This window comes from Pseudomonas sp. S09G 359 (assembly GCF_002843605.1).
Classification (GTDB): domain Bacteria; phylum Pseudomonadota; class Gammaproteobacteria; order Pseudomonadales; family Pseudomonadaceae; genus Aquipseudomonas.
Genome location: NZ_CP025263.1, coordinates 679,680 through 701,294, shown reverse-complemented (window position 1 = coordinate 701,294; position 21,615 = coordinate 679,680). Strand labels below are relative to the sequence as shown.

General features: G+C 61.8%; 25 protein-coding genes. 17 read left to right on the top strand and 8 right to left on the bottom strand.

From position 1 onward, the window contains the following. Positions 1 to 75 precede the first annotated feature (75 nt). The 7 genes from urtE (at position 76) to ureC (ending at position 5,295) form a co-directional block, all read left to right on the top strand. Complete coding sequence (urtE, locus tag CXQ82_RS03045) at positions 76 to 774, top strand: urea ABC transporter ATP-binding subunit UrtE (protein ID WP_101266024.1); 699 nt, start codon at positions 76 to 78, stop codon at positions 772 to 774. 30 nt (positions 775 to 804) lie between these two features. Beyond that, on the top strand, positions 805 to 1,644 hold the full coding sequence (locus tag CXQ82_RS03040; protein WP_101266022.1) for an urease accessory protein UreD: 840 nt from the start codon (positions 805 to 807) through the stop codon (positions 1,642 to 1,644). A gap of 144 nt (positions 1,645 to 1,788) precedes the next feature. Further along, a complete protein-coding gene (locus CXQ82_RS03035; RefSeq protein ID WP_101266020.1) occupies positions 1,789 to 2,091 on the top strand; it encodes an urease subunit gamma in 303 nt (100 codons plus the stop codon). Between the two features lie 10 nt (positions 2,092 to 2,101). Continuing rightward, complete coding sequence (locus CXQ82_RS03030; protein WP_101266018.1) at positions 2,102 to 2,623, top strand: GNAT family N-acetyltransferase; 522 nt, start codon at positions 2,102 to 2,104, stop codon at positions 2,621 to 2,623. A 5-nt stretch (positions 2,624 to 2,628) separates the two neighbouring features. Beyond that, positions 2,629 to 3,162, top strand: coding sequence for a GNAT family N-acetyltransferase (locus CXQ82_RS03025; RefSeq protein ID WP_101266015.1), 534 nt, complete (start codon positions 2,629 to 2,631; stop codon positions 3,160 to 3,162). After that, the gene (locus CXQ82_RS03020) at positions 3,159 to 3,464 is read left to right on the top strand and encodes an urease subunit beta (RefSeq protein WP_101266013.1); all 306 of its coding nucleotides are present in this window, start codon (positions 3,159 to 3,161) and stop codon (positions 3,462 to 3,464) included. The genes CXQ82_RS03025 and CXQ82_RS03020 overlap by 4 nt, the downstream gene beginning before the upstream one ends. A gap of 130 nt (positions 3,465 to 3,594) precedes the next feature. Continuing rightward, a complete protein-coding gene (ureC, locus tag CXQ82_RS03015; protein WP_101266010.1) occupies positions 3,595 to 5,295 on the top strand; it encodes an urease subunit alpha in 1,701 nt (566 codons plus the stop codon). Positions 5,296 to 5,430: 135 nt separating this feature from the next. Here ureC and CXQ82_RS03010 read toward each other — a convergent pair whose 3' ends face one another. After that, a complete protein-coding gene (locus tag CXQ82_RS03010; RefSeq protein ID WP_101266008.1) occupies positions 5,431 to 6,369 on the bottom strand; it encodes a DnaJ C-terminal domain-containing protein in 939 nt (312 codons plus the stop codon). A 238-nt stretch (positions 6,370 to 6,607) separates the two neighbouring features. Between CXQ82_RS03010 and CXQ82_RS03005 the strand changes: the two genes are divergently transcribed. Next, positions 6,608 to 7,876: an Hsp70 family protein gene (locus CXQ82_RS03005; protein ID WP_101266005.1), complete on the top strand. Its 1,269-nt coding sequence runs from the start codon at positions 6,608 to 6,610 to the stop codon at positions 7,874 to 7,876. A gap of 119 nt (positions 7,877 to 7,995) precedes the next feature. Here CXQ82_RS03005 and CXQ82_RS03000 read toward each other — a convergent pair whose 3' ends face one another. The 3 genes from CXQ82_RS03000 to CXQ82_RS02990 all read right to left on the bottom strand — a co-directional run bounded on the left by CXQ82_RS03000 (position 7,996) and on the right by CXQ82_RS02990 (position 10,364). Next, complete coding sequence (locus tag CXQ82_RS03000; protein WP_101266002.1) at positions 7,996 to 9,009, bottom strand: AI-2E family transporter; 1,014 nt, start codon at positions 9,007 to 9,009, stop codon at positions 7,996 to 7,998. Between the two features lie 192 nt (positions 9,010 to 9,201). Then, a complete protein-coding gene (locus CXQ82_RS02995) occupies positions 9,202 to 9,504 on the bottom strand; it encodes a PsiF family protein (protein ID WP_101265999.1) in 303 nt (100 codons plus the stop codon). Between the two features lie 71 nt (positions 9,505 to 9,575). Further along, on the bottom strand, positions 9,576 to 10,364 hold the full coding sequence (locus CXQ82_RS02990; protein ID WP_101265997.1) for a helix-turn-helix transcriptional regulator: 789 nt from the start codon (positions 10,362 to 10,364) through the stop codon (positions 9,576 to 9,578). Positions 10,365 to 10,461: 97 nt separating this feature from the next. Here CXQ82_RS02990 and CXQ82_RS02985 point away from each other — a divergent pair, with 97 nt between their 5' ends. Further along, a complete protein-coding gene (locus CXQ82_RS02985; protein ID WP_101265995.1) occupies positions 10,462 to 11,331 on the top strand; it encodes a DMT family transporter in 870 nt (289 codons plus the stop codon). Here CXQ82_RS02985 and CXQ82_RS02980 read toward each other — a convergent pair. Both CXQ82_RS02980 and CXQ82_RS02975 read right to left on the bottom strand, forming a co-directional pair. Beyond that, a complete protein-coding gene (locus CXQ82_RS02980; RefSeq protein ID WP_101265993.1) occupies positions 11,328 to 12,218 on the bottom strand; it encodes a triacylglycerol lipase in 891 nt (296 codons plus the stop codon). The genes CXQ82_RS02985 and CXQ82_RS02980 overlap by 4 nt on opposite strands. An 80-nt stretch (positions 12,219 to 12,298) precedes the next feature. After that, the gene (locus CXQ82_RS02975) at positions 12,299 to 12,940 is read right to left on the bottom strand and encodes an FMN-dependent NADH-azoreductase (RefSeq protein ID WP_101265991.1); all 642 of its coding nucleotides are present in this window, start codon (positions 12,938 to 12,940) and stop codon (positions 12,299 to 12,301) included. 137 nt (positions 12,941 to 13,077) lie between these two features. Between CXQ82_RS02975 and CXQ82_RS02970 the strand changes: the two genes are divergently transcribed. After that, positions 13,078 to 13,977, top strand: coding sequence for a LysR substrate-binding domain-containing protein (locus tag CXQ82_RS02970; protein ID WP_101265989.1), 900 nt, complete (start codon positions 13,078 to 13,080; stop codon positions 13,975 to 13,977). Between the two features lie 98 nt (positions 13,978 to 14,075). Then, positions 14,076 to 14,606, top strand: coding sequence for a bacterioferritin (locus CXQ82_RS02965; protein WP_101265987.1), 531 nt, complete (start codon positions 14,076 to 14,078; stop codon positions 14,604 to 14,606). A gap of 141 nt (positions 14,607 to 14,747) precedes the next feature. On the opposite strand, the gene CXQ82_RS02960 is transcribed toward CXQ82_RS02965, so the two are convergent. Further along, a complete protein-coding gene (locus tag CXQ82_RS02960) occupies positions 14,748 to 16,817 on the bottom strand; it encodes an AsmA family protein (protein ID WP_101265984.1) in 2,070 nt (689 codons plus the stop codon). Positions 16,818 to 17,163: 346 nt separating this feature from the next. On the opposite strand from CXQ82_RS02960, the gene CXQ82_RS02955 reads away from it, so the two are divergent. Further along, complete coding sequence (locus CXQ82_RS02955; RefSeq protein WP_101265982.1) at positions 17,164 to 17,574, top strand: hypothetical protein; 411 nt, start codon at positions 17,164 to 17,166, stop codon at positions 17,572 to 17,574. A gap of 146 nt (positions 17,575 to 17,720) precedes the next feature. Further along, positions 17,721 to 18,353, top strand: a complete 633-nt coding sequence (locus CXQ82_RS02950; protein ID WP_101265978.1) for a TetR family transcriptional regulator — start codon at positions 17,721 to 17,723, stop codon at positions 18,351 to 18,353. Positions 18,354 to 18,358: 5 nt separating this feature from the next. Here the strand turns inward: CXQ82_RS02950 and CXQ82_RS02945 are convergent, their stop codons facing one another. After that, entirely contained in the window at positions 18,359 to 18,853 is a 495-nt protein-coding gene (locus CXQ82_RS02945) for a C40 family peptidase (RefSeq protein WP_101265976.1), read from the bottom strand. Between the two features lie 277 nt (positions 18,854 to 19,130). Here CXQ82_RS02945 and ureE point away from each other — a divergent pair, with 277 nt between their 5' ends. Genes ureE through CXQ82_RS02925 form a run of 4 tightly spaced genes read left to right on the top strand, consistent with a single transcriptional unit; the run spans position 19,131 to position 21,523 of the window. Then, on the top strand, positions 19,131 to 19,631 hold the full coding sequence (ureE, locus tag CXQ82_RS02940) for an urease accessory protein UreE (RefSeq protein ID WP_101265974.1): 501 nt from the start codon (positions 19,131 to 19,133) through the stop codon (positions 19,629 to 19,631). Next, the gene (locus CXQ82_RS02935) at positions 19,628 to 20,302 is read left to right on the top strand and encodes an urease accessory protein UreF (protein WP_101265972.1); all 675 of its coding nucleotides are present in this window, start codon (positions 19,628 to 19,630) and stop codon (positions 20,300 to 20,302) included. Before ureE ends, CXQ82_RS02935 begins: the two co-directional genes overlap by 4 nt. 11 nt (positions 20,303 to 20,313) lie before the next feature. Continuing rightward, positions 20,314 to 20,928, top strand: a complete 615-nt coding sequence (gene ureG / locus CXQ82_RS02930) for an urease accessory protein UreG (protein ID WP_003188109.1) — start codon at positions 20,314 to 20,316, stop codon at positions 20,926 to 20,928. Between the two features lie 22 nt (positions 20,929 to 20,950). After that, complete coding sequence (locus CXQ82_RS02925; protein WP_101265970.1) at positions 20,951 to 21,523, top strand: HupE/UreJ family protein; 573 nt, start codon at positions 20,951 to 20,953, stop codon at positions 21,521 to 21,523. Positions 21,524 to 21,615: the final 92 nt, after the last annotated feature.

Below are 21,615 nucleotides of genomic sequence, written 5' to 3'. Positions count from 1 at the left end.
GCTTTATGTGGGAACAGGCAAGCCAGCTCCCACATTTGAACCGGTTCCTTCAAGGGAATCGAGGAGGTTTTGAGAATGCTGCAAGTCGACAAGCTGCACCAGTACTACGGCGGTAGCCACATCCTGCGTGGGCTTTCGTTTGACGTGAAAGTCGGCGAAGTCACCTGCCTGCTCGGCCGTAACGGCGTGGGCAAGACCACCCTGCTCAAGTGCCTGATGGGTTTGCTGCCGGCCAAAGAAGGCGCGGTGAACTGGGAGGGCAAGGCCATCACCGGCTACAAGCCGCACCAACGTGTGCACGCCGGGATCGCCTATGTGCCCCAGGGCCGGGAGATTTTCGGCCGGCTGACGGTAGAAGAAAACCTGCTGATGGGGCTCTCGCGCTTCCCGGGTTCCGAGGCCAAGGAAGTACCGGCGTTTATCTACGAGCTGTTCCCGGTGCTGCTGCAGATGAAGCATCGGCGCGGCGGCGACTTGTCCGGCGGCCAGCAGCAACAGTTGGCGATTGGCCGCGCCCTGGCCAGCCGCCCGCGCCTGTTGATCCTCGATGAGCCCACCGAGGGCATCCAGCCGTCGGTGATCAAGGAGATCGGCGCGGTGATCAAGAAACTCGCGGCACGCGGCGATATGGCGATCCTGCTGGTGGAGCAGTTCTACGACTTTGCCGCCGAACTGGCCGACCAATACCTGGTGATGTCTCGCGGTGAGATTGTCCAGCAAGGCCGTGGTGAAAATATGGAAAGCGAAGGTGTACGCGGGCTGGTTACCATCTAATCTGTAGCGTCCTAACGATAAGCCTAAAACATGAACCTGCCCGTACCTTCTGCCCTGTTCACCCCAAGCTGGCACGCCGAGCTGGAACTCGGCTACGCGCGTTTCGGCGATACCACGCGCCCGGTGATGCGCCGCCACCTCGGCCCGCTGCGCGTGCAAAAACACCTGTACGCCGAAGGCCCCGAGGTGTGCCAGCACATCATCGTGCACCCGCCCGGCGGGATTGCCGGCGGCGACCGCCTGGATATCAGCGCGCATGTCGGCGAAGGTGCCTGGGCACAACTGACCAGCCCCGGTGCAGCCAAGTGGTACCGCGCCAGCGGCCCGGCATTCCAGCAGCTGGATTTGACCGTTGAAGCCGGCGCGACCCTGGAGTGGCTGCCCCAGGAAACCATCGTGTTCAGCGCTGCCCAGGCTGAACTCACCACGCGCATCGACCTGCACGGTGACGCGCGGTTGTTCTACTGGGATGTGGTGGCCCTCGGCCGCCCGGCGAGTGGCGAGCGCTTCGACCTCGGCCACTTTCAATCACACCTGGATATCCGCCGCGACGGCCAGTTGCTCTGGCATGAGCGCCAGCGCATTGTGGGCGACGACGGCCTGCTCGACTCGCCCATCGGCCTGGACGGGCAACCGGTGTTTGCCACCCTGCTGCTGACCGGCGATATCGACCCCGAATTACTCGAAACCTGCCGCGCCCTGCCCCACGCTGTGCGCGGTGACCTGACCCAACTGCCCGGCCTGCTGGTGGCGCGCTGCCTGGCCAGCGAAGCCCTGCTGGCGCGGGGATGGTTGATCGACTTATGGCGCTTGCTGCGCCCGGCTGTGCTGGGCCGCGAAGCCGTTTCACCTCGAATCTGGAGCACATGAAGATCAAAAGGTGGGAGGGGGCTTGCTCCCGATGGCGATGGGTCAGTGACAGATGCATTGCCTGACACTCTGCTATCGGGGGCAAGCCCCCTCCCACAGGGATCTACAGTGTTTTTACCAATGTATTTCACGACGGACTGAACCATGGATCTGACCCCACGGGAAAAAGACAAACTGCTGATCTTCACCGCAGGCCTGGTGGCCGAACGGCGCCTGGCGCGCGGGGTGAAGCTCAACTATCCGGAAACCATCGCCTACATTTCCGCCGCCTTGATGGAAGGGGCCCGCGATGGCCGCACCGTGGCCGACCTGATGCACTACGGCACCACCCTGCTCAGCCGCGAACAGGTGATGGAAGGCATCCCGGAAATGATCCCGGATATCCAGGTGGAAGCCACCTTCCCCGACGGTACCAAGCTGGTCACCGTCCACCACCCGATTGCTTGAGGGAGCGAGCATGTCCATTTCCCTGCGTGATGCCGTGCATGCCGACCTGCCGGCCATTCGCGACATCTACAACGACGCCGTGCTCAACACCACGGCGATCTGGAACGAACAACCGGTGGACCTCGGCAACCGTCAGGCCTGGTTCAGTTCACGCCAGGCCCAGGGCTATCCGATTCTGGTCGCGGTCGAAAACGACGCCGTGGTCGGCTATGCCTCGTTTGGCGATTGGCGCCCGTTCGAAGGCTTCCGCTACAGCGTCGAACACTCGGTGTACGTGCGCAGCGACCAACGCGGCAAAGGCCTCGGCCCACTGCTGATGCAAGCGCTGATCGAACGCGCCCGCGCCTGTGGCAAACACGTGATGGTCGCCGCCATCGAAAGCGGCAACCAGGCGTCGATCCGCCTGCATGAGCGCCTGGGTTTCATCACCACCGGGCAGATGCCGCAAGTGGGTATCAAATTCGGCCGCTGGCTGGACCTGACCTTTATGCAACTGACATTGAATCCGGGTGCAGAACCGCCCAAGGAGTGAGTTCGATGAGTGCGACACAACTGCGTCGAGTGAATGCTGAAAGCTTCGCCCACTACCGCCCGGGTCTGATCGAGCTGTTGCTGGACGCGGTCAAGCACGGCGCCTCCGTGGGTTTTATGGCCGACTTCGACGAAGCCCAGGCCCGCGACTATTTGACCGGCGTGCACGCCAGCATCGAAGACGCCGGCCTGTTGTTGTGGGTGGTGGTGCGCGACGAACAAGTGATCGCCAGCGTGCAGTTGGCGTTGTGCCAGAAAGCCAACGGGTTGAACCGCGCCGAGGTGCAAAAACTGCTGGTACACAGCAGCGCCCGCCGCCATGGCCTGGGCCAGCAGTTGATGAATACCCTGGAACTCGCCGCGCGCCAGCACAAGCGTGGCCTGCTGTACCTGGACACCGAAGCCGGCTCCGGTGCCGAAGCCTTCTACCAGTCGCTGCGCTACACCAAGATCGGTGAACTGCCCGATTACTGCCAAAGCCCGGACGGGCGCTACAGCCCGACCGCCATCTACTTCAAGACCCTGGGGCAACCTGCATGATTCCTGGCGAATATCAGATCCAGCCTGGCGAGATCGAACTCAACGTGGGCCGCCGTACTATCAGCCTGAGTGTGGCCAACAGCGGCGATCGGCCGATCCAAGTCGGCTCGCATTACCACTTTTTCGAAACCAACGACGCGTTGACGTTTGACCGTGCAGCCAGCCGTGGCATGCGCCTGAATATTCCGGCGGGGACCGCGGTGCGGTTCGAGCCGGGGCAGAGTCGTGAGGTCGAGCTGGTGGATTTGAGCGGCGGGCGGCGGGTATTTGGGTTTGCCGGGCGGATTATGGGCGACCTTTAGGGCCTCATCGGGGGCAAGCCCCCTCCCACACTGACCGCATTCCAAAGGATGTACACGGAACAAATGTGGGAGGGGGCTTGCTCCCGATAGCGGTCTCACATTCAACACAAATTTCTCAGGGCAACCACACATGAAAATCAGCCGCCAAGCCTACGCCGACATGTACGGCCCCACCGTCGGTGACAAAGTCCGCCTGGCCGACACCGAGTTGTTCGTCGAAGTCGAACAGGACTTCACCGTCTACGGCGAAGAAGTGAAATTCGGCGGCGGTAAAGTGATCCGCGACGGCCAGGGCCAGAGCCAACTGCTCGCCCATGAAGTGGTCGACACGCTGATCACCAACGCGCTGATCATCGACCACTGGGGCATCGTCAAGGCCGACGTCGGCCTCAAGAACGGCCGCATTCACGCCATCGGCAAAGCCGGCAACCCGGATATCCAGCCCGGCGTGACCATGGCCATCGGCGCCAGCACCGAAGTAATCGCCGGTGAAGGCATGATCCTCACCGCCGGCGGCATCGACTCCCATGTGCATTTCATCTGCCCGCAGCAGATCGAAGAAGCGCTGACCAGCGGCGTCACCACCATGATCGGCGGCGGCACCGGCCCGGCCACCGGCACCAATGCCACCACCTGCACCTCGGGCCCGTGGCACCTGGCGCGCATGCTCCAGGCCAGTGATTCGTTCCCGATGAACATCGGGTTTACCGGCAAGGGCAACGCCAGTTTGCCCGAGCCGTTGATCGAACAGGTCAAGGCCGGCGCCATCGGCCTCAAGCTGCATGAAGACTGGGGCACCACGCCCGCCAGCATCGACAACTGCCTGAGCGTTGCCGATGACTATGACGTGCAGGTGGCGATCCACAGCGACACCCTCAACGAGTCCGGCTTCGTCGAAACCACCCTGGCCGCGCTCAAGGGCCGCACCATCCACACCTACCACACCGAAGGTGCCGGCGGCGGTCACGCGCCGGACATCATCAAGGCCTGCGGTTTCGCCAACGTGCTGCCCAGCTCCACCAACCCAACGCGGCCGTTCACGCGCAACACCATCGACGAGCACCTGGACATGTTGATGGTCTGCCATCACCTGGACCCGAGCATTGCCGAAGACGTGGCCTTCGCCGAAAGCCGTATCCGCCGCGAAACGATTGCCGCCGAAGACATCCTGCACGACCTTGGCGCGTTCTCGATGATCAGCTCCGACAGCCAGGCCATGGGCCGCGTTGGCGAAGTGATCACCCGCACCTGGCAGACCGCCGACAAGATGAAAAAGCAGCGCGGCGCCCTGCCCGGCGACGGCCCCGGCAACGACAACTTCCGCGCCAAACGCTACATCGCCAAGTACACCATCAACCCGGCGATTACCCATGGCATCAGCCATATCGTCGGCTCTATCGAAGTAGGCAAATGGGCCGACCTGGTGCTGTGGCGCCCGGCATTCTTTGGCATCAAGCCGACCTTGATCCTCAAGGGCGGCGCGATTGCTTCCAGCCTGATGGGTGACGCCAACGCGTCGATCCCGACACCGCAGCCGGTGCACTACCGCCCGATGTTCGCCAGTTTCGGCAGCTCGTTGCACGCCACCAGCCTGACCTTTATCAGCCAGGCGGCGTTGGCGGCGGGCTTGCCCGAGGCGCTGGGATTGAAGAAGCAGATTGCGGTGGTCAAGGGCTGTCGCTCGGTGCAGAAAACCGACCTGATCCACAACGATTACCTGCCGGATATCGAAGTGGACCCACAGACCTATCAGGTCAAGGCCGACGGTGTGTTGCTGTGGTGCGAGCCGGCCGAAGTGTTGCCGATGGCGCAGCGGTATTTCCTGTTCTGAAGCAAAACCAACAGACAACAACCTGCGGCGAGGGAGCTTGCTCGCGCTGGGTCGCGAGGCAGCTCCAAAATCTTGGGAGCGCTTCGCACTCCAGCGGGAGCAAGCTCCCTCGCCACAGGTATGGGTTGCTAAGCCTTAGAAGTTCTCACGCGGATTAAAGGCCGCTTTCTGCGCCAGCTCCTGCCACAACGCTTTCACGTCGTCGTCGCCCACCGGCGGCATCACGGCCTTGAGTTGTACGTACAGAAAGCCGCGCTGCCCGGCCTTGTTCAGCAAACCATGGCCCTTGGCGCGCATGCGCTGGCCGTTCTGGCTGCCGGCCGGCACCTTGAGGTTGATTTTGCCGGTGAGGGTCGGCACCGCCACTTCCGTGCCCAGCGCCAATTCCCACGGCGCCAGGGGCAGGTTGATGATCAGGTTTTCGCCATCTACTTCAAACTTGGGGTGCGGCGCAAACTTGATGATCAGGTACAGGTCGCCATTGGCGCCACCGCCGATACCTGGCGCGCCCTGGCCTTTGAGGCGGATGCGCTCGCCGTCGGCCACGCCGGCGGGGATCTTCACGTTCAGGCTCTTGGTGGTGTTGCTCACATGCCGGCCCGAGGCGTCGTATTGCGGCACCTGGAAGCTGATCTGCTTGGACTCGGTGGACAGCGTCTCTTCGAGGAACACCGACAGCTGCATCTCCACGTCCTGGCCCTTGCGCCCGGTCGGGCGGCGCTGGCCGCCACCAAAGGCGTCGCCACGGGAGCCGAAGATCGAACTGAAGAAGTCCGAGAAATCCCCCGCGTCCTGGCCGCCGCCAAAGCCGCCACGGCTCTGCCAGCCCGGTGGGCCCTGGAACGGCTGGCCATGCTGGCCGTATTTGCGCAGCTCGTCGTATTCCGCGCGCTTGTCGGCGCTTTTGAGCGCTTCATAGGCCTCGGACGCGTCCTTGAACTTGGCTTCGGCGTCTTTTTCCTTGCTCACATCCGGGTGATATTTGCGTGCGAGTTTGCGATAGGCGGCCTTGATTTCCTTGTCATCGGCGCTCGGCTCGACACCCAATATCTTGTAGTAATCTTTGAAATCCATCGGCGATTCACCATCCTTAATCGAGATCGCACAGCCCGGGGCACAACGTGCGCTGCTTTGCACCTGTTGAGTGATGTGGCCTGGGGGTGCGTCGGAGTTTTATCGGCACTTGCCGTATGCAGCAGATGTGGGGGCGAATCGCTGACTTTCAAGCACGATTTAACGGATGGTCGGCCTACGCATCCGCCTTCGACTGGCATACACTGCGCGGCCGTTTTTCAACCGGAACCCGATAGACATGAAAAACCCATCCCCAGCTCGTGCCTGCGGCATCGACTTTGGCACGTCCAACTCTACCGTCGGCTGGATCCGCCCCGGCGAAGAGACGCTTATCGCGCTGGAGGACGACAAGATCACCTTGCCGTCGGTGGTGTTCTTCAACTTCGAGGAGCGTCGCCCGGTGTACGGCCGCCTGGCCCTGCACGAATACCTGGAAAACTACGAAGGCCGCTTGATGCGCTCGCTCAAGAGCCTGCTGGGTTCCAAGCTGATCAAGCACGACACCAGCGTGTTGGGCACGGCCATGCCGTTCACCGACCTGCTGGCGTTGTTTATCGGCCAGCTCAAGAGCCGCGCCGAGGCCACCGCCGGCCGTGAGTTCGAGGAAGTGGTACTGGGCCGCCCGGTGTTTTTCGTCGATGACGACCCGATGGCCGACCAGGAAGCTGAAAACACCTTGGTGGACGTGGCGCGCAAGATCGGCTTCAAGGACATCTCGTTCCAGTACGAGCCGATTGCGGCGGCCTTCGACTATGAGTCCACCATCGCCAAGGAAGAGCTGGTGCTGATTGTCGACATCGGCGGGGGTACTTCCGACTTCTCGCTGGTGCGCCTGTCGCCGGACCGTCGGCACAATGACAACCGCCAGGACGACATCCTCGCCACCGGCGGCGTGCATATCGGCGGTACCGACTTCGACAAACAGCTCAGCCTGCAAGGCATGATGCCGCTGTTCGGCTACGGCAGCCGGATGAAAAGCGGCGCCTACATGCCCACCAGCCACCACATGAACCTGGCCACCTGGCACACCATCAACTCGGTGTACTCACAGAAATCCCAACTGGCCCTGGGCAGCATGCGCTACGACATCGAAGACACTGGCGGCATCGACCGCCTGTTCAAGCTGATCGAACAGCGCGCCGGGCACTGGCTGGCGATGGAAGTGGAAGAAACCAAGATCCAGCTGACCCACGCAGACAGCCGCCACGTGGCATTGGACCGTATCGAAGCGGGCCTGAGCGTGGAATTGAGCCGGGCACTGTTCGAGTCGTCCATCGACAATTTGCTCGAGCGCGTGCGCGGCAGCGTCACGCAATTGCTCAACGATGCCTCGGTGAGTGTGGCGCAGGTGGACACGGTGTTCTTCACCGGTGGTTCCAGCGGCATTCCGGCGCTGCGCCATAGTATTTCGGCGATGTTGCCGAATGCACGGCATGTGGAAGGCAATATCTTTGGCAGCATCGGCAGTGGCTTGGCGATTGAGGCCAGCAAGCGCTACGGCAGCTGAGTTTTAGCTGAAACACTGTGGTGACTTCATCGGGGGCAAGCCCCCTCCCACATTTGGAATGCATTCCACCTGTGGGAGGGGGCTTGCCCCCGATTAGGCCGGCCAAAGCTACAAAAAGCTTAAACCATCCCGCCGAGCTTCAGCTCACTCTTCAGATACGCGTAATAAATCGGCCCCGCTACTACACCGGGCAAACCAAACGCAGCCTCAAACACCAGCATCGCCAGGAGCAATTCCCAGGATTTGGCACTGATCTGCCCGCCGACAATGCGCGCGTTGAGGAAGTACTCGACCTTGTGGATCACGATCAGATAGCCCAACGCCGCCACCGCCACCCAGATCGACAGCGACAGCGCGACGATGGTGATCAGGGTGTTGGACATCAGGTTGCCGATCACCGGCAGCAGGCCGAGCAGGAACGTCAGCACAATCAGGGTCTTGGTCAGGGGCAGGTGAATGCCACACAGCGGCAACACCACGGCCAGGAACACGGCGGTGAAGGCCGTATTGAGCGCGGCGATCTTGATCTGGGCGAAGACGATATTGCGAAACGCCTGGACCAGCAGGTGCAAACGGTCGAACAGCGCGGCGGCCAGTGGCTTGCGTTTGGTCAGGTCGGGCACGCGCTGCAGGGCGATGATCGCGCCGAGCACCATGCCGATCAGCAGGGTCACGAACATGTGGGCGGCATCTTTGCCGACCAGTTGCAGTTCGCTCAGGTGCTTGCTCAGCCAATCGCCAATGGCCACGCGGAACTCGGCGGCGCTGGCGGGCAGGTAGGCGTCGAGGAACGGCGGCAGCTGGCCGCGCGCGCGGTCGACCACGCCCATGAATTTGTCGAGGGAGGCCCCGGGGTTTTCCGCCTCGTGGAGCAGGAAGCTGATGGCGCCGGCGAAGATCAGGGTCAGCACGCTGACGATCAGGGTGCCAAGCAAGGCCACCGCCAGCCAACGCGCGCGCCGGCCTTCGATCAGCCGCTGCAGTTGCGGGGTGAGCATGTTGACCAGTTCATAAACCAACAGGCCGGCCAGCAGGCTGGGTAGCAATTTCAGCGGCAGTACCAGCAGCAGTCCGCCGAAAATGATGATGTAGCTGGCCAGTAATATCACGTGACGCTGAGAAAACGTTGGCATACAGCCTCAAAACAAACGGCGCTAAAGGATGGGCAGTCTGCCAGCCTTGAGAGAATCAAGCGAGTGGTCTGAATTGCGAACACCGTCAGTGTGAGAGCGGGCTTGCTCGCGAAAGCGGTCGTTCAGCCACTGATGTGTTGAATGACCCACCGCTTTCGCGAGCAACCCCGCTCGCACAGGAGATTCGCGTGATCAGCTACCTTTGAGGCAAGTGCTCATAAAGGTTTTGCGCGCATCGCCGGTCAGCGCCCTGGTTTTCGCCGACGCATTGCAATCCTTCATTTTCTGCTGCTGCGGGGTGAGGGTCTTGGCATCGTTGGCCGCCGGGGCCGACAGGCAGGTCTTCATGAAGGCCTTGCGGTCGTCACCTTTAAGCGTCTTGGTGGTGGCTTCGGCGTTGCAGGTGGTCATTTTATTTTGCTGGGCGGTGGCGGCAAAACCCTGAGAACACAACAGCAGGCCCATCATCAACAGCGGAATACGCAGCATCTTCATGGAGTTTTCTCCCAGTTACCGTGCCGGGCGGCACGGCCTATCGAGCAGTGTAGTCAAAGCCTGTTACATCTTCACCGGCCACGGATATTTGCCCGGCGGTACTGCTCCGGCGTGCAGCCGGCATGGCGCTGGAACATGGCGATAAAGGCCGAGGCGGTGCTGTAGCCGAGGTCGAAGGCCACGTGCTGCACGCTGCGCTCGCTGTCCAGTGCCTCGATGGCGGCCAGGTAGCGCAGGCGCTGGCGCCATTCGCCGAAGCTCATGCCCAATTCCCGCACAAACTGCCGCGCCAGGGTGCGTTCGCTCACATGCACGTGCTCGGCCCAGTGCGCCAGGGGACGGTTGTCGGCGGGGTCGGCCTGCATGCCTTCCAGCACCCCGAGCAGCCCGGGATGGCGGGCGTAGGGCAGGAAGCAATCATGCATCGGCGCCTGCCGGAGCTGGTCCACGACCACTTCGGCCAGGCGCCGGTCGGCGTCGCTTTGCGGGATATTCACATCGCGCAGGGCAAAGTCGCGCAGGATGGCCTTGAGGATGTCGCTGATCGCCAGGGTGCACGGCTGCCGGGGCAGTTGCTCGCAGAGCTCGGGCGCCAGGCCCACCGAGTGATAGACAATCGCGTGGGCATTGTACGAACTGTGCTCGGTGTGCGGCGGCACCCACACGGCATATTGCGGTGGTGACATAAAGCGGCTGCCGGCGACTTCCATGCGCATCACGCCGCTGGCCGAGTAGTCGAGCGAGCCCCAGAAGTGCTGGTGCGGCGTGCACTCGGTGTCCGGGGCAAAATCGGAGTAGCGGAAGTACACCGGGCTGGGCAGGCGCGGGAAATCGGGTAGGCGTACGGTATGTCTGGCCATATTGTCTGGATACAACGGTCGCTTGTCTGGATCGCAGTATAGGCTTCGATCCAGACAGGGGATAATCCTGCCTCATCAACACACCTGGTTTCTTTCGATGCAATACGCGTATCCCCTGCTGGCCATCTTTATCTGGGCCGGCAACACCGTGGTCAACAAGCTCGCCGTGGGCGTGATCTTCCCCACGGAGATCGGCTTTTATCGCTGGTTGCTGGCGGCGCTGCTGTTCACGCCGTTCATGCTCAAGCCGGTGGTTGCCCACTGGTCGCTGATCCGCCCGAACCTGGGCAAGATCGCGGTCCTCGGCGTGATGGGCATGGTGGTGTATCAGAGCCTGGCCTATTACGCCGCGACGCTGACCACCGCGACGAACATGGGCATCATCCTGTCGTTGATGCCTTTGATGTCGCTGACCGCCGCCATCATCAGCCTCGGCCAGCGCCTGACCTACGGCGCGCTGGTGGGTGCGGTGCTGTCGTTTGCCGGGGTGGTGGTGGTGGTGTCGGCCGGCAACCTCGATGCGCTGCTGCAACACGGGGTCAACCTGGGGGACGGCTTGATGCTGGTGTCAACCTTGTCCTATGCGATTTACAGCACGCTGCTGAAGAAATGGCAGCTGCGCCTGCCGCCGCTGGTGTTGCTGTATTTGCAGGTGCTGGTGGCGGTGGTGGTGTTGTTTCCGCTGTTCCTGGTCTCGTCCAAAGAGGGCCTGAGCGTGGCCAATATCCCGCTGGTGCTGTATGCCTGCCTGCTGGCGTCGATGCTCGCGCCGCTGGCCTGGATGCACTCGATCAAGACGCTGGGGCCGAGCCGGACCACGCTGTTTTTCAACCTGCTGCCATTGATTACCGTGCTGATCGCAGCGGTAGTGCTGAAGGAAGAGTTGGCGCTGTACCACCTGGTGGGCGGCCTGCTGACCTTGGGCGGGGTCATTTTGTCGGAGCGCTGGACCACGCCGGTGCGCTAGACGCCGGCCGCCTTCAAGCGCCGCGCGTGCTCGACAAACAGCCGGATCGGTTCCGCGCCCTTGCCCACCAGGCCCATGGACTGGTTGACGATATCGAAGTGATCGAGGGCGTAGTCATCACCGATCACCCGCCCCAGGTGCGAGCTGTAGCGCCCGACCATGCCGTCGCACTGGCCCTTCTCGCGGACAAAACTGCGAGCGAACAGTCGGCAACTGCGGTTCGTACCGTCCAGCAAATTGCGCCCGCGATCGGTCTTGCCTGGCTGCAAGGTGCCGGACCACGAGTAATAGCGCACGCCATTGACCAGCTCCGCGCCCTGCCCGCCCCAGGTCTCGGGCAAGCCTTGAGGGTACTGGCGATTGAACAGCGCCACGCCCTGGCTGGTCAGCGATAGATGGGAGGCGTGCAGGTCCGCCTTGAAACGCGGGCCGCGATAGCCGGTTTCCAGCAGGCTCATCACCCAGGCCACCAGGTGAAACAACGCGCTCATGATCCGCCCCTTGAAGCCATCGATGGGGTAATGCGCGTGGATATGGTCCGCCAGTTCCGAGCCGTGGTTGGGACCGGCCACCGAGGTCACTGAAGCAACCCACTCCGGGCGTTTGGCCGCTGCATAACGCGCGCTCAACGCACCTTGGCTGTGGCCGATCAGGTTGACCTTGTCGGCTCCGGTTTCGCGACGGATCTGCTCGATCTGCGCCAGCAACTGCTCGCCGCGCACCTCATTGGAATCCAGCGGCGCTACCTGCACCGGAAACACCTGCGCGCCCCCCGCCCGCAGCGCCGGGACGATGCCGTACCAATACGGGAACCACCCCAGGCGTACAAACCCGAGCATGCCGGGCACCAGCACCAGGGGGTAACGCGTGGCGAGGGGGTCGGGCATGGTGCAAAGGTCCTGATCGGGGAGGTGATGACTCCATCCTAGACCAATCGACATGACCGCCCCATGACGCCCCGGCCTTTTTAGAACTGCCCTGCCAGGTCGTGCAGCTGGCGTTCGGCCTCTTCGCAGGCGCGCTGGAAAACGCTCTTGTCCGACTCCTCACCTTCTGCGGCGATCACCTGGATATCGTCGATGCCAATAAAGCCGAGAATCGTACGCAGGTGCGGATCTGCGTGGTTCATCGCCGCGTTTTCGCCGCCCGGGCCAAAGCCGTTACCGCCGCGACTGGTAATGATCAGGGCGCGCTTGCCCGTCAGCAGACGGTGATACTGCGCCATGCCCTGGCTGTCTTGAGTGACATCGAACGTCAGCCCCATACGCACGATCTGATCGATCCAGGCCTTGAGGCCGCTGGGCACGCCGAAGTTGTAGAGCGGCATGGAAATCACCAGCAGCTCATGCTCGATCAACTCGCCGACCAGTTCGTCGCTTAATTGCAGGTCGGCCTTCATCACCTTCGGCAGCGACTGCGGCTCGGGATAGAAATTGGCCGCCACGAAGGCTTCACTGATATGAGGAATGGCGGCGCGCCCGACTTCGCGACGGGTCAATTGAGCATCAGGGTTGGCGGTTTGCCAGGCATCGATAAACGATTCGGCCAGGCGGCGGGAGTGGGAACGCTCACCACGGGGGCTCGAGTGAATCACTAGCATTTTTTTCATCTGTCGAATCCTTCACAGGGTAGACTCAGGCAACCGAAATGGCCGCCGCTGATGCCAGAAAATCTATGGATGAGCCCGGATTTCGACAAATGAGCAATAGTTAATCCAGATGAATCCACTTCATCCATGGAGGAAAAATGTTCGCTTCACTGCCCCTTACCGCCCTGCGTACGTTTGAATCAGCGTCACGCCTGCTGAGCTTCAAGGCCGCCGCCCAGGAACTCTCGGTGACGCCCACGGCGGTGTCCCACCAGATTCGCAGCCTGGAAACCTGGCTCGGGGTGCCGCTGTTCGAGCGGCTGCCACGCCAGGTGCGCCTGACGGAAGGTGGCGAGCGCTTGTTTCGCAGCGTGCATGGCGCCTTCCTGGATGTGGCGCAAAGCCTCGACACCTTGCGCCCGCAACGCAGCGCCGGGCACCTCACGGTGTCCACTACGCCGGCGTTTGCCGCGCTGTGGCTGGTACCACGCCTTGGGCGGTTTTATACCGCCCACCCAGACATCAACTTGCGCCTGGATACCCAGTGCGACGTGATCGACTTGCAGCAGGACGCCAGCGTCGACCTGGCAATCCGCTACAGCCTCGGCGACTACCCCAACCTTTATGGCCAGTGCCTGTTCGATGAGGGTTTTGCGGTGTACGGCTCGCCCGAACAGGTCGCCCTGGCCGCGATCCGGGTGCCCACCCTGATCAGCGTGCGTTGGCACAACTCCGAGCTGTACGCCTTGGGCTGGCAAGCCTGGTGCGAAAAAGCCGGGGAGCCCTGGCTGGCCCACACCGCGCAATTGCGCGAATACGATGAAGAGCACTACGCGCTGCAAGCGGCGATTGCCGGCCAGGGGCTGGTGCTGGCGAGCAATATCCTGGTGTCGGAAAGCGTTGCCACCGGACTGCTGGTGCCTTATCGACCGCAGATCAGCGTGGACGGCGCCGGCTACACCGCCCTATGCGTACCGGGCCGTGAGCGCCACCCGCCGGTTCGAGCGTTTTTCCAGTGGGTGCGGGAGGAAGCGCAGCTGTCCGGCCAAGCGGTGTGAAATCCGATAAAACTTTTTGCGTTGCCTGGGACTCACAACTTGGAGCGATCACGCCGGCAGAGCGTGGCGCAAAACCGGATTAGTACCAGGAGATTGAAATGACTGAAGCACACCTGACTGACGTTGCGACCCTGCGCAGCCGCGCCCGCCAAAACGTCGAAAACGGCGCTGTGACCGAAGGCTACGACGCCGACCGCGAAGAAATCATTCGCCTGCTCAACGAATCGCTGGCCACCGAGCTGGTCTGCGTGTTGCGCTACAAGCGCCACTACTTCATGGCCAGCGGCCTGAAAGCCAGCATCGCCGCCGATGAGTTCCTCGAACATGCCACCCAGGAAGCCGAGCACGCCGACAAACTGGCCGAGCGCATCGTGCAACTGGGCGGCGAGCCGGAGTTCAACCCGGACCTGCTGTCGAAGAACTCCCACGCGCAATACGTGGCTGGCAAGAATTTGAAGGAAATGGTCTACGAAGACCTGGTAGCCGAGCGCATTGCGGTGGACAGCTATCGCGAGATCATCCAGTACATCGGCGATAAAGACCCGACCACACGCCGTATCTTCGAAGACATCCTGGCCCAGGAAGAAGAACACGCCGATGACATGGCGGATATTCTGCAAGGCCTGTAAACAGCAACACTGCAGATAAGAAATGTGAGAGGGGGCTTGCCCCCGATGACAGTGTGTCAGTCACTGAATTAGTTGACTGATACACCGCTATCGGGGGCAAGCCCCCTCCTACATTCAAATCTGCAGCCTGCAGGCTGTCAGTTAGCCTTTCACCGTCTTCGGCGCCTTGCCTTCCTTCATCTGCTGCAACAACGGCGCGCATTCGTTCGGCTCGCCGCCACTTGGCGCGACCAATGCCAGCAAGCCCGCCGCTGGGCCGGCAATCACGCCCAGCGCGACCATGCCGGCACCGCGCAGTGCCAGGGGGATGGCTTTCACACCGGCATTGGGCTTGATAAACGGCCCGTTGACGTACAACGGCGAACGCAGGGAGAACAGGCGGAAGCCCTTGGACTCCGGCGTGATCGTCAGATCCAGTTGTTCGGTGGCCATATTCGCCGTGCCATCGATGTAGATGATCGCGTTCTCGGTATCGAATACAAACAAGCGCGTGGTCGCCAGGCCCGTCTTGATACCGAAGTCTGCCGCCGCACAGTTGATCTTCACTTCCTTGTCGCCAAACAGACGCCCGACCACGTAGTTGCCCACGTTGAGCCCGGCGATTTCCATCAGGCTACGGCTGATGGCGCCATCATTGATGAGCATTTTCAGGTCGCCATTGGACGTGCCCAGCAGCGCCGCCACCGAGTTGCCGCGCCCGGAAATATCGGCGTCGCCGTTGAGTTCACCAAAGCTGGTCTTCATCGGTTCGAAGGTCGGGAACAGCTGCTTGAGCTTGAAGTTGCGCGCAGTGAGCTTGGCGCGACCTTCCATCGGGGTAGTGCGACCGTTCAGGCGGATCTGTGCATCCAGCTTGCCGCCGGCCACGCCGAAACGCAGGGGCTCCAGGCTCAGTTCGCCATCGTTGAGCACCAAGTGGGTGTAGAGGTCAGTGAAGGGTAGGTCAGCACTGTGCACGATGCGTTTGCCGGTGAATTCCACATCGGCGTCCATGTCGCGCCAGCGCTCGGTGCGGAACTCTTCCACCGGCAGCACCTTGGTCGCCGGTTGTTTGCTTTCACCGCCACGCGCCTTCTGCTTGGCGTTGGAGTCGGCGCCGATCAGGGGCGCGAGGTCGGTCATCAGCAACTGGTTGGACACCAGCGCACCGCTGAGCTTGGGCCGTGGTTGGCTGGCGACGTAGCTGAGGTTGCCGTGGATGTCGCTGTTGCCGATCTTGCCGTTGAAGTTCTCATAGGTGAATGAGGCACCGCTGGCTTCATGCAGCTTGGCGATCAGGTGGCCGTCGGTGGAATAGGCCGGCGAATCCGGCAGCGTCACGCCGGTCAGCGGGTAGAGATTGCCCAGACTGCTGCCGGAAAGTTTCAGCCGCAGGTCCAGGGCACCGAGGTTCAGCGGGTCGGTCAGGGTGCCGGCCAGGGCGATGCTGGTGTCGGCAATCTTCACCTGGGCTTGCAGCGGGAACGGCTTGGCCGCGTCCTGCAAGGCCAGCAAGCCGCCGATCTTGCCACTGCCGTCGAGTTTCTGGCCGTGGTACTGGCCTTTGACCTTGAGGCCGAAAGCGTAGTCCTGCGGTGCGGAGCCTTTTTCCAGGGCCTTCTTGGCATCGGCGTCACCGACGATTTCACCGAAGGGGATGGGTTTGCCCAAGGGGTCGATGATCACGTCCAACTGGGTCTTGAGCGTTTGGTCGTCAAGGGTCACGTGGCCTTTGTCGAAGCCGATGGCACCGATATCCACCACCCAATTGGACGGCTCAGCGTTGGGGTCTTTGGGGTCGAACTTGAAGGTCCAGTTGGCGCGGCCGTCGGCCAGGCGCTGCAACTCGGCGCTCGGTTCGGTGAGGTCAATACGCGGGATCACCACGCGTTGCACCAGCAGCGCCAGCGGTGAAATGCGCAGCTCAACCTTTTTCAGCGTGACCATCTGCGGTTTTTTCGACCAGTCCGGGTTGCCCAGGGTCAGGTCTTCGGCAATCACATGCGGCCACGGCACCCAGGCCCGCCAGCCGCCTTCATCGGGCTCACGCGCCCACACCACGGCCAGGTTGCCATTGATGGCAAACGGGCGATGCAACTCTTCGGAAACCTTGGCATTGAGGGGCGGTTTGATGCGGTTCCAGTCGAAGAACACCAGGACCAGCACCACGATGGCGAGCAACAGAGCGAAGCTGGCGCAGCTCCAAACAACGATTTTACGAGTGCGCGTCATTGCACAGGACTCCTCAATACAAGTAGCGAAACTACAGCTTATAAGGCTACGACTGGCAAACCGCGCGGGGGTTTAACCCAATCACGGATTTAGTCGCAAAAAGCCATTTTCCTGACCGACCAGACCATTTCATCCATCGATGGCGCACCATTGTTACCCAAGTTCGTGTCGAAAATACCCAGCCTGGTGCAAAACCGCGTGCTTGAGAGGCCCGTGCTAGAGCCTCTCCAGCGAACAATCAATTCTGTTGATTATTACCATTGTGTTTATGAACTTTTATATCGACTTATCGAGAGTAGCATTAGCCCTGTACCCACTTTATCGCCCTCCCAAGGAGCAACCCATCATGAAACGCCAAGTACTCGCTACCGTCCTGTTATCCGTCCTGGCTTCCAGCGCTTTCGCCCTGCCAGCTGCCGAACAGGCTATCCCACAAAACAAAGCCCAAGCCGTTGAATCCAGCCAGACCCTGGCTCGCAGCGGTTCGCAGGAAGAAGACAACCGCGACTACGCCAAAGGCGCTGTTGCTGAAAACGGCCGCAACCGCCTGGAACAGAAAGGTCTGGTTGAAGGCGGTTCTGAAAATGCCAACGAACGCGCCTACACCGAAGGTGTTGCTGAAGGTGGCCGTGATCGCCTGGAACAGAAAGGCCTGGTTGAAGGCGGCGCCGAACAAGCCAATGATCGTGCCTACACCCAAGGTGTTGCCGAAGGTGGTGCCGATCGCCTGAAAGAACTGCACGAAGCACAGAGCTAAGCCTGTGGTGGCCCAGAAAAAAGCCCGATCTGCCGATCGGGCTTTTGCTTTTATATAGATCACGCCACGCCTGCGCCAAGTTCGACGTCAACGAAGCTGTTTTGCTAGAGTGCATCGCTGTACTTGCCGACAAAGCCCGCCCGCCAATGCTGCCCCGCGCCGAACAGAAGCAACAGACCCGCCTCGCCTTGATGGACGCAGCCCGCCATCTGATGGAGTGTGGCCGTGGGTTTGGCAGCCTGAGCCTGCGTGAAGTGGCCAAGACGGCTGGTATCGTACCCACCGGTTTCTATCGCCATTTTGCCGACATGGACCAGCTTGGCCTGGTATTGGTCAGCGAAGTGGGCCAGACCTTTCGCGCCACAATCCGCCTGGTGCGCCACAACGAATTCGTGATGGGCGGCATTATCGATGCCTCCGTGCGGATCTTTCTCGATGTGGTCTCGGCCAACCGTTCGCAATTCCTGTTCCTGGCCCGTGAGCAATACGGCGGCTGCCTGGCCGTGCGCCAGGCCATCGGCGCCTTGCGTGAAGACATCACCCGCGACCTGGCCGCTGACCTCACATTGATGCCCAAGCTCCAGCACCTGGACGCCGAAGGCTTGCACGTAATGGCCGACCTGATCGTCAAGAGCGTGTTCGCCACCCTCCCCGACATTATCGACCCACCCGCCCAGGCCTTGCCGCCCCACCTCACGCCCCAGGCAAAAATCACCCAGCAACTGCGCTTTATCTTCATCGGCCTCAAGCATTGGCAAGGGCTGGGCAGCACCGAGTAAGCCGATCAGCCCGCCGAATGGAAACGCTTGGCGCTGGTGTAATACTTTTTCCAATATGTATTGTTCAGCGAATCAATCCGCACGCGCTTGCCGGTGCGGGGCGCATGGATGAATTTGCCTTCGCCGATATAAAGCCCGACATGGCTGACCTGGCGGCGCCCATTACCGCGAAAAAACACCGCATCGCCCGGCTTCAGTGCCGCACGCTGGATGGTCGCGGCGCTGGAGCGATGCATCGCCATCGTGGTGCGAGGTAAACGGATATTGGCTTCGGTCTTGAACAAATAGACCAGGAAGGCGCTGCAATCAAACCCTTGCTCCACCGCGGTACCACCGTTCTTGTAAGGCGTGCCGAGCAACGCATGGGCGCGGTCGATCACATTGTCGATGGCGGGGTGCGGCGCAGTATCGAAGGCTGCCTGGGGTTTTAAATTGGCCAAAGCAGGCGCAACTGCGAAAACCAGGCTGACAATGACCAACACATAAAATGACTTGAGCATGAAAACCGTCGCAGTGAATTAAACACGGCGCATAGGCTAGTGAAACGCCAGGCAAGCTATTGAACGCCGACTCTTAGGCATGCGTAGGAAAAGTCCCAAAACGCCCGCGATAAGTGCACTACGCAAACGCGCGCACCATTACAGGTCACGCCTGCGCTCTTTTCACGCCCTCTTTGGTGGCGCTGGCGTACCTGCCTACAGGTAATTCTTACCCTCAACCGGGGTTGGCAAGCCCCTTGCTCTAGGTCTTTCATCGCTCATAGCTGGAAGATTTCTGATGCTGGTGATCCACCGCCGAATCGCCCCCCAGGCCGTCTGGGCCGCCGAACTGCTGCTGAATTTCGAGGCACGCAGCAAAAGCCGCCTGCGCTGTTTCAGTGCCGACGGTGAAGACGTCGGCCTGTTCTTGGAGCGCGGCCAGCCGCCGTTGCACGATGGTGAATTCCTACAGGCCGAAGACGGACGGGTCGTACGTGTGTGCGCGCGTCCTGAACAACTGCTGCACGTCACCTGCAGCAGTGCCTTCGAACTGACCCGCGCCGCCTATCACCTCGGTAATCGCCATGTGGCGTTACAAGTCGGGGATGGCTGGTTGCGTCTGCTCGATGACTACGTGCTCAAGGCCATGCTTGAGCAATTGGGCGCCCACACCGAGACGCTCGAATCACCGTTCCAGCCGGAACATGGTGCCTATGGCGGTGGCCATCATCACTCGCGCCATGGCGATGAAGATTTCAATTACCCGCCCAAGCTGCACCAGTTCGGCGTACGCCTATGAACCCAGCCTGGGCGTTGCTGCGTCTGGCCAGCCCACAATTGCCGATTGGCGGCTACAGCTACTCCCAAGGGCTGGAAATGGCCGTGGAAAACGGCCGGGTGAAGGATGCCGCCAGTGCGCGGCGCTGGATCAGCGACCAGTTGCTGCTCAACCTGGCGCGCTTCGAAGCGCCGCTGTTGCTCGCCCATTGCCGTGCCGCGGCCGACCAGGACTGGCCGCGCTTGACACAATTGTGCGAAGAGCATCGCGCCAGCCGCGAGACGCGCGAGCTGTATCAGGAGAGCCGGCAGATGGGCTACTCCCTGCAGCAACTGCTTAATGGCTTGCCCGAACTGGACGCCGCCGCACGCAGCTTTCTTGAACACCTCGCCGAGCCGCACCTGGCCCTGGGCTGGGCGCTGGCAGCGCGCGCGTGGAGCATCAGCGCCGACGACGCCCTCGCCGCCTGGCTCTGGAGCTGGCTGGAAAACCAATTGGCCGTGCTGATGAAAACCCTGCCCCTGGGCCAGCAAGCCGCACAGCGCCTGACCAGCGAACTGTTGCCCCTGTTGCAACAGGCCCAGCAGGACGCCGGGCAGATCGACCCCAACCATTTCGGCAGCGCCGCCTTTGGCCTGTCCCTGGCGTGCATGGCCCATGAGCGCCAGTACAGCCGCCTGTTCCGTTCCTAGGAGAAGCATGCATGAACACACAACCTTTGCGCGTTGGCATCGGCGGCCCGGTGGGCTCCGGCAAAACGGCCCTGACCCTGGCCCTGTGCCTAGCCCTGCGCGATCGCTACAACCTGGCGGTAGTCACCAACGACATTTACACCCGTGAAGACGCCGACTTCCTGGTGCGCAACCAGGCCCTTGCGCCCGAGCGCATCATCGGCGTGGAAACCGGCGGCTGCCCGCACACCGCAATCCGTGAAGACGCTTCGATCAACCTCGAGGCTGTAGACCAGCTCAACCGCCGCTTCCCCGGCCTCGACCTGATCCTGGTGGAGTCTGGCGGCGACAACCTCTCGGCCACGTTCAGCCCGGAGCTGTCGGACCTGACCATCTACGTGATCGATGTGTCCGCCGGTGACAAGCTGCCGCGCAAGGGCGGGCCGGGTATCTGCAAATCCGACCTGCTGGTGATCAACAAGATCGACCTCGCGCCGCTGGTCGGTGCCTCGCTGGAGCTGATGAACAGCGACACCCAGCGCATGCGCAACGGCAAACCCTTTGTATTCAGCAACCAGAAAACCGGTGTCGGCCTGGATGACATCGTCGCCTTTATCGAACGCCAAGGCCTGCTGACCGCCGCCTGATCACCCTATAAGGAACCTGTCCATGAGCCTCAAAAAACTCTTCGCAGCCGCCGTACTGCTGCTCGCCCCCGCCCTGGCCTTCGCCCATCCGGGCCACGGCGACAACGGCCTGTTTGCCGGGATCAGCCACCCCCTGAGCGGGATCGACCACTTGCTGGCCATGGTCGCGGTCGGTTTGTGGGCCGCGCAACAAAAAGGCGCTGCGCGCTGGGCCCTGCCGTGCACCTTCGTGGGCACCATGCTGATTGGCGGCGTGCTGGGTTTTGAAGGCCTGCAATTGCCGGCGCTGGAAAGCGGGATTGCCGCCTCGGTACTGGCCCTGGGCCTGGCTGTCGCATTGGCGGTGCGGCCACCGCTGTTTATGGCGGTAGGTGCCACGGCGCTGTTTGCGCTGTTCCACGGTGTGGCTCACGGCCTGGAGCTGCCGGACATGTCCAACCCTTGGGCGTATGCCGCTGGGTTTGTCGGTGCGACTGCGGTATTGCACGCCGCCGGGTATGCGGTGGTGCGCTTCCTGCCAGCGGCCGCAGCGCCGTTGGTGCGGATTGCCGGGGCGGCTTCGGCGGCGACTGGGGTTTGGTTGCTGGCGGGGTGATTTGCGGGGCTGCTTAAGGCCTCATCGGGGGCAAGTCGAACCGTCGCACCGCCCCCGATAGCTTTGGCACAGACACCACTGTTCCCAAGCCT

Excerpts from the sequence above, each read along its gene's own strand:
- urtE (WP_101266024.1), top strand. The coding sequence starts at position 76 with ATGCTGCAAGTCGACAAGCTGCACCAGTACTACGGCGGTAGCCACATC.
- CXQ82_RS03040 (WP_101266022.1), top strand. The coding sequence starts at position 805 with ATGAACCTGCCCGTACCTTCTGCCCTGTTCACCCCAAGCTGGCACGCC.
- CXQ82_RS03035 (WP_101266020.1), top strand. The coding sequence starts at position 1,789 with ATGGATCTGACCCCACGGGAAAAAGACAAACTGCTGATCTTCACCGCA.
- CXQ82_RS03030 (WP_101266018.1), top strand. The coding sequence starts at position 2,102 with ATGTCCATTTCCCTGCGTGATGCCGTGCATGCCGACCTGCCGGCCATT.
- CXQ82_RS03025 (WP_101266015.1), top strand. The coding sequence starts at position 2,629 with ATGAGTGCGACACAACTGCGTCGAGTGAATGCTGAAAGCTTCGCCCAC.
- CXQ82_RS03020 (WP_101266013.1), top strand. The coding sequence starts at position 3,159 with ATGATTCCTGGCGAATATCAGATCCAGCCTGGCGAGATCGAACTCAAC.
- ureC (WP_101266010.1), top strand. The coding sequence starts at position 3,595 with ATGAAAATCAGCCGCCAAGCCTACGCCGACATGTACGGCCCCACCGTC.
- CXQ82_RS03010 (WP_101266008.1), bottom strand. The coding sequence starts at position 6,369 with ATGGATTTCAAAGATTACTACAAGATATTGGGTGTCGAGCCGAGCGCC.
- CXQ82_RS03005 (WP_101266005.1), top strand. The coding sequence starts at position 6,608 with ATGAAAAACCCATCCCCAGCTCGTGCCTGCGGCATCGACTTTGGCACG.
- CXQ82_RS03000 (WP_101266002.1), bottom strand. The coding sequence starts at position 9,009 with ATGCCAACGTTTTCTCAGCGTCACGTGATATTACTGGCCAGCTACATC.
- CXQ82_RS02995 (WP_101265999.1), bottom strand. The coding sequence starts at position 9,504 with ATGAAGATGCTGCGTATTCCGCTGTTGATGATGGGCCTGCTGTTGTGT.
- CXQ82_RS02990 (WP_101265997.1), bottom strand. The coding sequence starts at position 10,364 with ATGGCCAGACATACCGTACGCCTACCCGATTTCCCGCGCCTGCCCAGC.
- CXQ82_RS02985 (WP_101265995.1), top strand. The coding sequence starts at position 10,462 with ATGCAATACGCGTATCCCCTGCTGGCCATCTTTATCTGGGCCGGCAAC.
- CXQ82_RS02980 (WP_101265993.1), bottom strand. The coding sequence starts at position 12,218 with ATGCCCGACCCCCTCGCCACGCGTTACCCCCTGGTGCTGGTGCCCGGC.
- CXQ82_RS02975 (WP_101265991.1), bottom strand. The coding sequence starts at position 12,940 with ATGAAAAAAATGCTAGTGATTCACTCGAGCCCCCGTGGTGAGCGTTCC.
- CXQ82_RS02970 (WP_101265989.1), top strand. The coding sequence starts at position 13,078 with ATGTTCGCTTCACTGCCCCTTACCGCCCTGCGTACGTTTGAATCAGCG.
- CXQ82_RS02965 (WP_101265987.1), top strand. The coding sequence starts at position 14,076 with ATGACTGAAGCACACCTGACTGACGTTGCGACCCTGCGCAGCCGCGCC.
- CXQ82_RS02960 (WP_101265984.1), bottom strand. The coding sequence starts at position 16,817 with ATGACGCGCACTCGTAAAATCGTTGTTTGGAGCTGCGCCAGCTTCGCT.
- CXQ82_RS02955 (WP_101265982.1), top strand. The coding sequence starts at position 17,164 with ATGAAACGCCAAGTACTCGCTACCGTCCTGTTATCCGTCCTGGCTTCC.
- CXQ82_RS02950 (WP_101265978.1), top strand. The coding sequence starts at position 17,721 with ATGCTGCCCCGCGCCGAACAGAAGCAACAGACCCGCCTCGCCTTGATG.
- CXQ82_RS02945 (WP_101265976.1), bottom strand. The coding sequence starts at position 18,853 with ATGCTCAAGTCATTTTATGTGTTGGTCATTGTCAGCCTGGTTTTCGCA.
- ureE (WP_101265974.1), top strand. The coding sequence starts at position 19,131 with ATGCTGGTGATCCACCGCCGAATCGCCCCCCAGGCCGTCTGGGCCGCC.
- CXQ82_RS02935 (WP_101265972.1), top strand. The coding sequence starts at position 19,628 with ATGAACCCAGCCTGGGCGTTGCTGCGTCTGGCCAGCCCACAATTGCCG.
- ureG (WP_003188109.1), top strand. The coding sequence starts at position 20,314 with ATGAACACACAACCTTTGCGCGTTGGCATCGGCGGCCCGGTGGGCTCC.
- CXQ82_RS02925 (WP_101265970.1), top strand. The coding sequence starts at position 20,951 with ATGAGCCTCAAAAAACTCTTCGCAGCCGCCGTACTGCTGCTCGCCCCC.